General features: G+C 34.8%; 14 protein-coding genes and 1 pseudogene. 5 read left to right on the top strand and 10 right to left on the bottom strand.

The window, feature by feature from the left end; translation table 11 throughout:
* Positions 1–533 precede the first annotated feature (533 nt).
* Positions 534–761: pseudogene (locus AC1Z3S_RS19375) on the top strand (ISL3 family transposase); the annotation flags it as partial.
* A gap of 121 nt (positions 762–882) precedes the next feature.
* Here AC1Z3S_RS19375 and AC1Z3S_RS19370 read toward each other — a convergent pair.
* Together AC1Z3S_RS19370 and AC1Z3S_RS19365 are read right to left on the bottom strand one after the other, a co-directional pair.
* Complete coding sequence (locus tag AC1Z3S_RS19370) at positions 883–1,587, bottom strand: acetolactate decarboxylase (protein ID WP_461741742.1); 705 nt, start codon at positions 1,585–1,587, stop codon at positions 883–885.
* Positions 1,588–2,210: 623 nt separating this feature from the next.
* On the bottom strand, positions 2,211–3,398 hold the full coding sequence (locus AC1Z3S_RS19365) for an NADH-dependent flavin oxidoreductase (protein ID WP_461741741.1): 1,188 nt from the start codon (positions 3,396–3,398) through the stop codon (positions 2,211–2,213).
* A gap of 202 nt (positions 3,399–3,600) precedes the next feature.
* On the opposite strand from AC1Z3S_RS19365, the gene AC1Z3S_RS19360 reads away from it, so the two are divergent.
* From AC1Z3S_RS19360 to AC1Z3S_RS19350, 3 genes are all read left to right on the top strand, one after another.
* Positions 3,601–3,978, top strand: coding sequence for a winged helix-turn-helix transcriptional regulator (locus tag AC1Z3S_RS19360; RefSeq protein ID WP_461741740.1), 378 nt, complete (start codon positions 3,601–3,603; stop codon positions 3,976–3,978).
* 423 nt (positions 3,979–4,401) lie between these two features.
* Positions 4,402–5,154: a class I SAM-dependent methyltransferase gene (locus tag AC1Z3S_RS19355; protein ID WP_461741739.1), complete on the top strand. Its 753-nt coding sequence runs from the start codon at positions 4,402–4,404 to the stop codon at positions 5,152–5,154.
* A gap of 18 nt (positions 5,155–5,172) precedes the next feature.
* Positions 5,173–5,454 (top strand): cupin domain-containing protein, encoded by a 282-nt coding sequence (locus tag AC1Z3S_RS19350; protein WP_461741738.1) that lies wholly within the window; start codon positions 5,173–5,175, stop codon positions 5,452–5,454.
* Between the two features lie 395 nt (positions 5,455–5,849).
* Here AC1Z3S_RS19350 and AC1Z3S_RS19345 read toward each other — a convergent pair whose 3' ends face one another.
* From AC1Z3S_RS19345 to AC1Z3S_RS19310, 8 genes are all read right to left on the bottom strand, one after another.
* Positions 5,850–6,626, bottom strand: a complete 777-nt coding sequence (locus AC1Z3S_RS19345; RefSeq protein WP_265460430.1) for a DeoR/GlpR family DNA-binding transcription regulator — start codon at positions 6,624–6,626, stop codon at positions 5,850–5,852.
* A gap of 66 nt (positions 6,627–6,692) precedes the next feature.
* A complete protein-coding gene (locus AC1Z3S_RS19340; protein ID WP_265460429.1) occupies positions 6,693–7,736 on the bottom strand; it encodes an alcohol dehydrogenase catalytic domain-containing protein in 1,044 nt (347 codons plus the stop codon).
* Positions 7,737–8,759 (bottom strand): Gfo/Idh/MocA family oxidoreductase, encoded by a 1,023-nt coding sequence (locus tag AC1Z3S_RS19335; RefSeq protein ID WP_461741737.1) that lies wholly within the window; start codon positions 8,757–8,759, stop codon positions 7,737–7,739. It abuts the gene before it with no gap.
* A gap of 5 nt (positions 8,760–8,764) precedes the next feature.
* Positions 8,765–10,159, bottom strand: coding sequence for a PTS fructose transporter subunit IIC (locus tag AC1Z3S_RS19330; RefSeq protein ID WP_461741736.1), 1,395 nt, complete (start codon positions 10,157–10,159; stop codon positions 8,765–8,767).
* A gap of 15 nt (positions 10,160–10,174) precedes the next feature.
* Positions 10,175–10,621, bottom strand: coding sequence for a PTS sugar transporter subunit IIA (locus AC1Z3S_RS19325; protein WP_265460426.1), 447 nt, complete (start codon positions 10,619–10,621; stop codon positions 10,175–10,177).
* 41 nt (positions 10,622–10,662) lie between these two features.
* On the bottom strand, positions 10,663–11,340 hold the full coding sequence (gene deoC, locus AC1Z3S_RS19320; protein WP_461741735.1) for a deoxyribose-phosphate aldolase: 678 nt from the start codon (positions 11,338–11,340) through the stop codon (positions 10,663–10,665).
* A 413-nt stretch (positions 11,341–11,753) separates the two neighbouring features.
* Complete coding sequence (locus AC1Z3S_RS19315; protein WP_461741734.1) at positions 11,754–12,011, bottom strand: Txe/YoeB family addiction module toxin; 258 nt, start codon at positions 12,009–12,011, stop codon at positions 11,754–11,756.
* Positions 12,004–12,273, bottom strand: a complete 270-nt coding sequence (locus AC1Z3S_RS19310) for a type II toxin-antitoxin system Phd/YefM family antitoxin (protein ID WP_265460423.1) — start codon at positions 12,271–12,273, stop codon at positions 12,004–12,006. The genes AC1Z3S_RS19315 and AC1Z3S_RS19310 overlap by 8 nt, the downstream gene beginning before the upstream one ends.
* Before the next feature lie 165 nt (positions 12,274–12,438).
* On the opposite strand from AC1Z3S_RS19310, the gene AC1Z3S_RS19305 reads away from it, so the two are divergent.
* On the top strand, positions 12,439–12,705 hold the full coding sequence (locus tag AC1Z3S_RS19305) for a hypothetical protein (RefSeq protein ID WP_461741733.1): 267 nt from the start codon (positions 12,439–12,441) through the stop codon (positions 12,703–12,705).
* Positions 12,706–12,926 lie beyond the last annotated feature (221 nt).

Genomic DNA, 12,926 nt, shown 5'->3' with positions numbered 1-12,926 from the left:
ATACATAGCCGTATCGAATAGACCCATCTAACTTTCGCCCCTTAATGTATCTGCCTTCCCATCGACCATCTTTTCTATGATAAATATTTTCTCCTTGTCTACTCATTAAAAACACCCTTTCTGTTGTATGACGGTTTATTCTACTAAATTGAAAATTGTCAGTAAAGAAGAAAAAAAAACGTATTGACAATAAATAACTGAGAATATATAATAAATAAGAAGAGAACTTTGATTAGAAATTGTAAGTTAACCAAAAATTCTTATTCTTAACTAAAACAAGATATATTTATAAAGTTAAAATCAAGATTTTTTCTTATCATTCTAACTCTGCAGTATGGTCAGAAGCTTTAATAATACAAAAAAAAAGCAACCAGTTTTTTACTGGTTGCTTTTTAATCGGCTCTATAATATCTAGTGTTGGTGACAAGAAATTGTCGCGAACACTTTTTTCATTTTTTTAGAAAAAAGCAGAAAAACACTTTGAAATCCTTTAGAATATAGTCGACGAAAACCAATCAAAAGGGTGCTTCAAGATGTCCAATTTAAATTTTATCAAAGAACTGCTTGATATTCTAGACTTAAACCTGACATTTTCTGATTCTTGCTTTTCACAGGAGTTAATTGAGGGAGAAATTTGTAACGTGTTTGAAGGGACACTGACCTACAAGCCGGGGTACTGCCTCCATTGTCACCATGAAAATAATCAGTCGATTATCAAATGGGGCTGGAAAAAGGTCGCTATCCTTTTATATGAAACTAGTTGCCTATTCTAAACCAACTGATGATGAGTGAATCCTATTCAAAACGGATTGAGAAGGATGGTGTTTTTTTAAGTCAGGAAAATTTATTCTTACTTATACGCTTTATCTGGCAATCTCGTATTTATTCAGCTTTTTTAATTATTTCAGTTAGCCTGTCAAGTTTGGCTAAATCAGCTTTTATATACGCTTCGTTTGATACAGGTAACTCGATGTCAATCCCATTAAACATTTGAACGAATACATTTGCCGATAAAATTTTGGCATCTATTACATGGCCTCCAAAATCAAGACTATCTGCTATAAAGTGTTGATGGTAATTTGGAACTCCTATACCTTGGTATAAGACTGGAGTATAATATCCAATCATTCGACCTTTGACTTTTTCCTTGTGGAAATTAATCTGATTTTTAGCAATTTCTTCAAGTCCGGGGTAGGGCTTATGGGATTTAAATGCTGACCGTGTAGTAACAAAAACAAATTCACCTTCTATTAACACTGAGAACATAATATTTTTAGAATTTATAATCTTTAATACATCACTTTGAATATCAGATAGGGCAATATTTTCAAAGTGTTGTAAAAATTGGAAATCATTTTTGTGAACATTAGCATAAACAATAGGAAATTCGTTACCTAATTTTGTTATATTCCCCTCCCCATCAACCTTATAAGAGACTCCATCCCATATAACTAGCTCCCCATCAATCCCCTCACCAGTTCCTATACCTACATTGCCTAATGCCAATATGTCTTTATTTTTTACAAAACCTTCTAGCAAACTTTCCGCAAGCATTTGCATTGTTCCAAGTTGTTTAACTTTTTGCATAATATGAAATTCCTTTCAATTTTTCCAATTAACTCATAGAATTGTAGATTAGAGTAGCTCCTTGTTCTAAACCTACAATTCATCATATTGTCTTTCTAAATTTTGGTCAACTGATGAAATTGGTTCATAGGATATTTTCAAATACTCATCTTTTTCTCAATTATTCTCATACGCCCATGGCACACATTTGAAATGTAACAGTTTTAACAACTTCCAACTGTCTAATTAAGGTACACCCTATTTTTACAAAGAAGCTAATTCAAAAAATCCTACCAATTAGTGCAATTGGAATTAGGAGTATCCGCTACCTGTTTTTGTTCTGAACCAATTTCTTGTACTTCCTTTTCATTAGGGAGTGTTTGTGGTGCTTTCATATCCTCTTCATTCATTTTCTTAATCTCCTCTTTTAAAAATAGTGGTCAGTTAGAAAAAAATAACTGGCATCATAAAATTGTACCAGATTATAGAAGATTTTGACCAGATTTTTTACTATCCAATATGATGCTGTTTATAAAAAGAAGCCAGCTCATTAAAGGGCTGTCCTCTCAATTTACATAAATCACGTTATACCAAGTAGACTAATTCCGTCGTTATTGGACTCAAATCCTGCGTTATTATCTGGATCAATTCATCACTTTTCCAGTAGTTAGGCCCTCCATTGGAGCGGGCTTATCTAAGTAATCTTCAATAGATTGATTGGAAAAATTAATGACGTTTAAAAATTCAGTCAAGAGTGATCGTTGCAATCCTCTAGGAATTCCAAGTTCATTCATATCTGATGGTGAAATTTGATAACGAATGCTTGCTTCATCATGTTCTTGGACTTTTTTTAGCCATTGAGGTTCACGAATCAGCTCACGACCGATTGCTGCAAAATCTGAACCTTTGTCAATTACTGAAGAAGCTTCATCTGGTGTTGAAATTGATCCCACAGTAATTAAAGGGACTCGGTTAGCAATAGTTTTTAGAAATTTATCGGTTAGCTCTTCTTTATCATTTTTATTATTTAAAGAAGAACGCTTAAAGTTCCCCATTGAAGTATGCAGATAGTTAATTGGTTGATCTGATAGTATATTGATAAATTTCAAAGTGTCTTCAATTCTAATGCCAGGCTCTTCAATTTCCTCTGGCGAAAAACGATAGCCGATTAAAAATTCTGAATCAGCATATTTTTCCACAATCGCTCTTGTTTCCTTAATAACTTCTAAAGGAAACTGAATACGTTTTTCAAACGTACCACCCCAATGATCTGTTCGCCGATTACTATGAGGAGAAACAAATTGTTGTAACAAATACGTGTTGGCACCATGGAGTTCTACGCCATCAAATCCTGCAATGATAGCTCTTCTGGTAGCTTGACCAAAATCAATAATCAGTTGCTTGATTTCCAAATCCGTCAACTCTCGAGGCAGTTCAGCACCTTCTCTAGGAGCTGCTACAGCACTTGCACTATATGGCTGTCGTCCTCTTAGGATGGCAGAAGTCGACATTCGACCAGCACTAAAAATTTGTAAAATTGCCTTTGACCCGTTTGATTTAATCGCAGTCGCCAATTCTCTTAGTCCAGGAATGAATCGATCGTTTGTCACTGATAATTCGCCTTCAAACCCTCTGCCACCATCATCAACATTTGCAACACCTGTAATAATCATACCCACACCTGAGCGTATTTTGTAATAATTAATTTCGTCATTAGACAAAGCTCCGTCAAAAAAACTAGATTTTGTAGTCATCGGTGCCATTACAATTCGATTATTGATGACCATGCCATTTCGAAATTTATACGGTTCTAAGAAATTTCTTTTACTCATCTTTTTCTACTCCTAAACAATTTTATTTTTATCTGCTTTTGATTATACCCACAAGAAATTATTTGTGAAGTACGCACTTTTTTGTTCCTACTTCATAAAAGCTGACAAACTTGTTTATATGGAACCCCCCAAAAAAATGATATACTTTGTACAATATACGACATGAATTGGTTTTATTTATTTCACATAGAGGAGGAATCTCATGAAAAAAATTTATCACTTAGCTGTTGAAGCAACTTTGGATGTGATATCAGGAAAGTGGAAACCCATAATCTTGTGTCATCTTGGTGAAGGTAAGCTTAGAAATGGCGAATTGCGACGGCGTATGCCCATGATTTCTCAACGAATATTAACCAAACAATTAAGAGAACTTGAAGCAGATAATTTGATTACAAGACAAGAATATGAAGAAATTCCTCCAAAAGTTGAGTATTCTTTAACCACAGAAGGAAAAAGTTTGCGAGAAATTCTAATCTTGATGTCTGAGTGGGGAGAGACACGTGTCAAACAAGAAAAAGAAAATGGCTTGGAAATAGAAATATTGAATCCTAAAATCGATGGGTTTAAAAATATGCTATAAAGCCAGATGGTATAAAGATTTATTGATACTTTCCCGTAATTAATAGTGTTCTATAAAGAAACTTTTGATTGAAAATATTTAAAATGATTAAGTCTAGGTTTAGACAAAAAACAAGAAATAATTGGGTCGATTATAGCGACTAATATTAAACAGTTTTTCCAATTAATGATTAGTTGTAAAAATAGTGAAAATCATTTTATTTATTTTAGTTAGTCGATTAAACCCTGAGTTAGTCGACATAAAATTCCTTATACTAAGATTAAAACTAATGTCGAATCACTCATTAGATTACTTTTCTTTGATATAAAGCAAACTTGTTTTCTTTCCTAAAATTGATTGGAAATTTGTTAATTAATAAACATAGTGATAAGATGTAAGTGATAATCATTCTCATTTCGGAAATTAGTAGTAAGGAGCTCTGATATGGAAAAAATGGTAGGTCACAATTTTTTAGCTAAGTTGGGAAAAACACGACTTCGTCCAGGAGGAGTCACAGCTACCAAATGGTTGATTCATCACGGAAAGTTTTCGAGTAAAGTGAAAGTATTAGATGTTGCATGCAATATGTGTACTACTTCGATAGAGTTAGCTAGATCTTTTCACTGTCACATAACTGCTTTAGATCTGGAAAAAAAAAATCTGGAAAAAGCTAAAATAAACATAAATAATAATAATGTCGAAAAATACATTGATTTAATTCAAGGAAATGCTTTAAAATTGCCCTTTGAAGACAATAGTTTTGATATTGTTATAAATGAAGCTATGCTAACAATGCTCAATAACAAAGCAAAAGAGAAAGCATTGAAAGAATATTATCGTGTATTGAAGCCAGGAGGGAAGCTGTTGACTCACGATATCACCTTCTATGACGATAATTTAGTTCCAGTTATTGACAAGTTAAAGACAACTATCAACATCAACGTATGCCCCTTACCAGTTACAGATTGGGAAAAATTGATTAAAAAAAGTGGTTTTTCCTCTGTAGAATCTGATACAGGTGATATGACACTTATGTCTTTCCAAGGTATGATAAAAGATGAAGGTCTTCTGAATACTCTAAGGATAATTAAGAATGGACAGAAAAAAGAAAATAAAGCTATGTTTAAAAAAATGCATGGATTTTTCACAAATGAAGGGAAACAACTAAAATATATTGCAATATGTAGTGAAAAATAACTTAAAAGGATTGGTAATATGATCGGCAACGTACAAAATAAAATTGGCAAGGTAATAGAGAAGAGAAACTTTAAGACTGTAAAAAAACTTATACCTAAAGGGGATATAATTCCTAAACACAATCATGAAAATCAAGAAATTTTATTTACTGTGGTTTTGGGGAAAATAACAATCAGCTTGGATAATGATGAACACCATACTTTGACTCCAGGAGAAATATTATCTTTTAATGGTAAACACTACATTCAAGGAACTGCATTAGAAGATACAACCATTTTTGTTACTCTTATCGATGAATGAGAATTTATAAAAAAAAAGGAAATAAATTACCAACTATAAAAGTAAGCCAGTTCATTTGCTGAACTGGCTTTTACTTTACATAAGTTACGTTATATCAAGTAGACTATTTCCGTTATTAGTGGATTACTCCTCAAAAAGAAGAATGATTAGCCCTTCAATAATTTTAATTTGAACAAAAAAAATTTCCCGAATCCAGTATTCATCAAAAAAATCAGGAAAGAATGCTGCAATCAATTTGACAATCCGGTAAACTAAAAAAGCCGTACGCTCAAAATTAAAGAGTACGGTTTTTTTGGCAAATTATGCATTGGTTAAAGAATTAGCCTATAAAAGAACGCAATATGTGAACAATTTCTGATTGAGCGTAGCAATTATTTAAGCTACCCCATTTCCAATCAGACAATGATTAGAGTTATGTCCAATTTTTCAATTTCTGTTTGTTGTTCTTTTGTAAGGTTAGAATCAGTAACCAGGTAGTTAAATGCTTTTGGTCTCGCAAATTCTTTGAAGCTACGTTGATTAATTTTGCTTGACTCACACAGAGCAATTTTTATGCGGCCAGTCTGCATTATGCATTTTTTCATTTCTGCTGTTTCGTAATTAGGCGTTGAATAGCCGTAATTGATATCAAATGAGGTTGTTCCTACAATGACCTTATCCACAGAAAAATCATTAAGCTCACGAGAAACCGAACTACCAGATACATAGGGATAGCCATTTCGGATAATACCACCAATAATATGGACTTGGAAGCTCGTTTTCTCACTTAAAAGTAAAGCAATCTCTAGGTCATAGGTTAAAATAGTTAGATTTGCTAAGGAGCTATTGATTAATTTTTCAGCAAAGGCCTTACAAGAAGTCCCAGTGTCTATTGCGATTATATCATTTTCTTCAATTAAATTAACTGTTTCTTCGGCTATTCGATATTTTTCAATCGTAAATTTTCGACTAGTAGGGATAATTTCTATACTTCTTTTGAAATCTCGCTGGATTACACCACCATGAGTTCTTGTAACCAAACCTTCATTTTCTAATTCCCGTAAATCAGCTCGAATAGTTGAGCCAGTAACATTGAATATTTCAGCTAATTCGGCAACTTGAACCCTTTTTTTTTCCTTCACTAAATTAACAATTGATTTTTTTCTTTCTTCTGCATATAAATGTTCATCCATAATTATCCCCTTTCAGTCAGTTTCAGTATAAAAGAAACTAAAAATGAAAGCAATTACTCTGATCTATCAATCAAAAACAATCACATTTTTCAAACCAATTGCATTTTTGGCATTGTTTAATGCTATCTGGAACTCTTCTATTGGGTAGCGTTTTGTGATTAACTCAGCTAATGGAATTCGCCCACTAGCAACTAATTGAGCTGACGTGCGGTAGCCAATCAGGCTTGCTCGTGTACAGCCAAAGACTCTTAGTTGCTTGTAATGAAGAATATTTGTGTTTAATTTAACCTCTTGTTTTTCTTTTGGTAATCCCCCAAAATATAAACAGCGTCCATTGATGGCCATATAGTTGAAGCTTGCTTCTTGCGCTTTGGGGGCTGGCGCAGCAATGATACACAAATCGACACCTTTGTTGTTGGTTTCAAAGAATATTTTACTTTGTAAATCCTCTGAGGTTAGAGTGACTAAATCAGGAATCATTTTTTTAGCCTCCTCTAAGCGTGCTTCAGAAAGATCATTCATCATAATTTTTCCGGCACCTCTGGCTTTCGCTAACATGGCATGCATAATGCCAATTGGTCCTGATCCGATGATTAAAACATTATCTCCAGGAAAATTTCCAGCAATTTCTTGGCCGTTGAATACACAGCTAAAGGGCTCAATTAAGGCAGCTTCTTCATAGGATAACTCATCGGGAATTAAGGAAATGTTTCCTTGTCTGACTGCCTTTTCTGGTATGACTAAATACTCCGCGAATCCTCCGGGAAGATTAATCCCAAAGGCTTCATATTTTTCACATAGATGCGTGTTTCCACTAACACATTGGTCACAGATGCCACAGCCCATGTTCGGAGCAACAGCTACACGCATGCCTGCTTCATAAAAGTCCACTGCAGAGCCTACTTCGACAATATCTCCTGAAATTTCGTGCCCTAAAGTTAAAGGTGTTTCTTCTGTAGCTGTAGGATAGCCATTCTTATACATGCGGACATCCGTGCCACAAATGGAAGCTGACTTAACTTTAATCAACACTTCTTCCTTAGTTATTTGCGGTTTTTCTAGTTCTTTTAATTGAATATTCTCTTTTCCTAGTAACTGAATTACTTTCATTTAATTTTCCACCTCTACAATTCGATTTTCCAGCAATGAGGTTAGTCCGGCATTGACTAGACGGACAGCCATTAAGCCATCATTACCTGTACATAAGGGTTTGGTATCCTTTAATATACAATCTACAAATGCTTGGTCTTCAGTGACATAAGCTTCTCTAAATAGATACATCCAGCTATGCATTGTTGGCTGTGTTAATTTTTGATCACTGGTAGCCACAACAATATTGTGTTTGCCCTGATCACCAACTAGGATACTCCCTCGCGTTCCCAATATTTCTGTTCGAGCATCATAGCCATATTGAACATATTGTGCGCCATCGATCTGACCAATTTTTCCATCTGAAAAACGTAAATTCATAGCAACCGTATCATAATAATCGGGAAAATCAGCTTTGACCTCTGGAGAGCGATAATTCCCTCCAATGGCATAAATGCTACTTACTTCACTACCTGTTAGCCAACGCAGGGTATCTAAATCATGACTATTGACTTCCCCAATCGGTCCATTACTTTTACTAATATCAAACATCCAAGGCTTTGGTTCGCTAGGACCATGGGTTAGGGATTTAACTAAAACGACATCCCCAATAACTCCTGATTCGACGACCTTCTTGGCTTCCTGAAAGCTGGCATCAAAACGGCGCATAAAGCCAACTTGGAGCTTTACTTGATTTTCTTCAACAACTTGAATCATTTCGATACACTCTGTTTCATTCATAGCTAATGGTTTCTCACAGAGAATATGCTTTTTAGCTTTTGCTGCCGCGATTGCGATCTCTTTATGATAAACAGTTGGTGTCACGATAACGACAGCATCGATTTTTTTATTTTTTAAGGCCTCTTGGTAATCCGTATAAATATATTCACAGTCAACTTCTTTTTGAGCAAGCTCTAAGCTCTCCTTTGAAGGGTCACAAAGGGCAATTAATTTCGCATTTTCAACTCGACGAGCAAAATTTTTACCATGAATCATCCCAGCTCTACCTGTACCAATCAGGCAAATATTGATTACTTCTGACATGTTAACTATTCCTCCTCGATTCGTTGATTACTCGTAGCCTGATTTCTACGGGCATACATCTTAACTGCCGTCACTAAAAATCCACTAATTGCTGTTCCGACTAGTAGAGATAGAACATACATTAATACATTGTTCACCGCTCCCGGAATTAAGAAGATAAAGAATCCCCCATGGGGAACTGCGATACCACAATTGAAAATCATGGATAATCCTCCTGTAATTGCCGAACCAATTGTAACGGAAGCTAAAACACGAATTGGATCAGCCGCAGCAAAGGGAATAGCCCCTTCTGAGATAAAGGATAGCCCTAAGACCCAAGCAGATTTTCCAGCTTCACGTTCTTCCTTCGTGTAAAGATTTTTTCCTAAAACAGTTGAAGACAAGGCCATTGCTAAAGGTGGTACCATACCAGAAATCATAACTGCCGCCATGATAGTACTCGTTTCACCAGTGGCTAAATTCGTTAAAGAGGCAACACCAAAGAAGTAGGCTGCTTTACCAATAGGACCTGCTAAGTCAATAGCCATCATGCCTCCCAATAGCAAGCCTAGTAACACTGAATTCATACCGGATAAGCCGTTTAGCCAAGTGGTGATTCCTTCATTTAAAGCAGTAATCGGAATACCGACAACAAATTTCATGATTAACCCAACAAATAGAACGGAAATTACTGGTAAAATTAATACAGGTAACAACCCCGAAAAAGCTGAAGGTAATTTTAAGGCCTTCTTTAAGCCAAGAACGGTATAACCTGCGAGGAAACCACCTAATAAAGCTCCCAAGAATCCAGCATTCATATTGGAAGCAACCATCCCAGCAACCATCCCTGGAACTAATCCTGGACGATCCGCAACTGAGAAGGCCACATAGCCTCCCAAGATTGGCCACATTAAGCCCATTGCGATTCCACCCAGCTCATTAATTGATGAAGCTAGTTCTCCTTCTGAATTAATCCCACCAAAAGCAAAAGCTAAGGCGATACAAATTCCCCCAGCAACAACAAAGGGAATCATATAAGAAACACCTGTCATTAAGTGACTATAAATACCACTTTTTTCAGATTTCCCCTCAGATTTGGCAACTGAAGAGCTTTCATAGATAGGAGCATTAGGAGCGCGATCAAATAAATCATCTGGATGATCAATCGCTTCATTAACATCCACTTCTAATAGATGCTTCCCAACAAAGCGATCCTTATTTACCGTGGTACTGGCAGCAATAATCACTGCATCTGCTTGAGCAATTTCTGCTTCTGACAGGACATTCTCAGCACCAATTGAGCCTTGTGTTTCGACCTTAATCTCGATATCACGATTTTTCGCAGCAATCTCTAAGCTTTCAGCCGCCATATAGGTATGTGCAATCCCTGTAGAGCAGGATGTAATACTAACTATTTTCATAATTTCTACCCTTTCTTATTCGAAAATTTGGTAAATTTCTTCAGCGTCAGTAGCAGTCAGCAATTTTTGGCGAATATCCTCATGCATTAATTTTCGTGATAGCTTACTTAAAATCCTTAAGTGTTCATCATTTGAAGCTTTGGGAACCGCAATTAAAAAGATTAAATGGACTGGCTTGCCATCCATTGAGTCATAAGAAATTCCTGGTAGGCTTCTACCAAAAGCCAGTGACGGTTTCGTTACCGCTAGACTTTTTCCGTGAGGAATGGCGACCCCAAAGCCGATTCCCGTAGTGCTTTCTGCTTCTCTTTGCATAACAGCCTTAAGGTAAACGCTCTCATTTTTTACAACACCTTCTGTCACAAAGGTGTTTGCCAGCTCTCTAATGGCTGCTTCTTTATCTTGTGAAGTTAATTCAAAATTTATAAATGCTGGTTTCAATATTGTGCGAATTTCTGACATGATTTTGCTCCTAATCTCTGATATTCTATTCAGCCTAAATTTTATTTGAAGCGATTTTTATATTCTTCTACAATCTTTATTCCAGAACTCGTTCCCAAGCGTTCAGCTCCAGCTTCAACCATTTCTAATGCTGTATCTAAATCTCTAATTCCGCCAGCAGCTTTCACTTTTACTTCATTTCCTACCACTTTTTTCATTAATTTAACATCTTTGATTGTTGCTCCACCTGTTCCAAAACCAGTTGAAGTTTTCACAAAGTCAGGCTTGATTTCCTTGGCAATTTCGCAAACGGTAATTTTTTCCTCGTCTGTCAAATAGCAATTCTCTAAGATAACCTTACTCAGAATTCCGCCCTCTCTGGAGGCTTCTACAATCGCTTTCATTTCAGCTTTTATATAGCTAGAGTCCCCTTCTTTTAGCTTGCCAATATTAATCACGTAGTCAATTTCGTCTGCGCCCTTTTCAATGGCATCCTTTACTTCAAAAACCTTCGTTTCAATTGTTGTTTGTCCAAGAGGGAACCCTATTGCCGCACCCACGTGAACTTCGCTGTCCTTTAAAAGTTCTTTGCACATTACTACAGGATAAGAATTGATAGCAACCATTTTAAAACCATAGTCATTTGCTTCTTTACATAACTGTTTAAAATCTTCTTTTGTCGCATCTGCTTTTAACAAAGTGTGATCCACCATATTTGCTAATTCTTCTAGTTTGATCATAATATTCCTCCTATTTCTTAATTCCATTAATTTTCATTTACGTTTAAATGTTATCATAAATTTTCACATTGTCAATATATGAAAATAAGGAATTATATTTCAATAAATAAAATTTTATACTCAAAAGGTTAATATACGTAATTCTCCTTCTCTCAAGTTAAAAAAGAGGGCATCAATACTTAGATATTAAAATTTGATTTAAGAAAGGTGAGTTTAAATTAAGATAGTGGTTCGTTTGGATATCAAAACTATAAATTACATTACTTATACTCTATTTTTTATTGGAATCCTGTTTATTTCATTAATTGCGCTAATTTCTTTCTCTTAATAACAAATCTATTTTTAACCTATGGGCGGACATAAAGTCGATTATAAAAAGTAAAAAACCCTCAAATATTTGAGGGTTTTTTTTATTAATAGTGATCTTTAGCAGAATAGAAATAAATTGTTTCGTTTTTGACAGCGTAAATCAAACGATGTTCGTCTGTAATTCTTCTCGACCATTTCCCTGACAAATCGTGTTTTAGTGGCTCGGGCTTGCCTATTCCTGAAAAAGGATTGCGATCAATATCTTTAATTAATTTGTTGATTTTTTTTATATTGGTCTTATTCCCTTGCTCATACCAATAAATATAGTCATTCCAAGCATCATCTGACCAAGCTTTAATCATCTATGTCTACCTCAAGTAAATTATGAGTACTAAAACTTCCTTCCTCAAATTGCTTGTCCCCTCTATGAATCTTATCCATAATGTAGTTGTTTGATAAAATTCGTAGAGTTTCTTGCATAGAATCATAGTCTCTTTTTGATAGAACAACAACAGTATCTTCAATATCTTTTGTTGTGACAATCAACACATCAGCATCTTCATTCACTTGCTTCATATAACTTCTCAAATTTTGCCTAAAATTAGAATAAGCAATAGCTTCCATTCTGAAACCCTCCATTTCTTATATAAAATATTGTACAACATTTCGTACGATAATGGAAGGTCATAGATGTACTTTGCATAAACCTCCTTATCCTAAGTTAAGAAAAAAAGTTTTATTGAAACTTTGATATAATAAGGATGAGTTTAAATTAAGGGAGTGATTCATTTGGATATTGAAACTGTAAAATACATTGCTTATGCTGGTATGGCTGCAACAGGGTTTTTATTGTTTTTAGCAGGTTTAACAAAAATTACACATGGCCTTTTCTTTGCTAGGACACCTCAAGAATTTGTGCAAGATGCTAGTAATCCAAAATTTAATTTAGAAAAATCTGTAGGGAATAAATTTAGAGAAGTTGTTTGTAAATACGTTACTCCATTTTTTATTGGATTCTTGTCGATATTATTAATTGCGTTAATTTTCTTTTCTTAGTAACAACTCTATTATTTAACGCGTAAGTTCACATAATGTCGATTATCAAAAGAAGCCGGTTCATCTTGTGAACTGGCTTTTACTTTACATAAGTTACGTTATAGCAAATTGATAATTAAGGAGTACTTTAACCTAATTAGTTTTAGCTACATAAGAATCTACTAACTTTCTAATGGCAACAAGATTATTCTCAAAATATAATTCCGTGGGTACTTTTATAA

The organism is Enterococcus sp. LJL90, assembly GCF_056924355.1.
The sequence above is the reverse complement of the archived record's forward strand: the minus strand, read 5'-3'. Positions and strand labels throughout refer to the sequence as shown.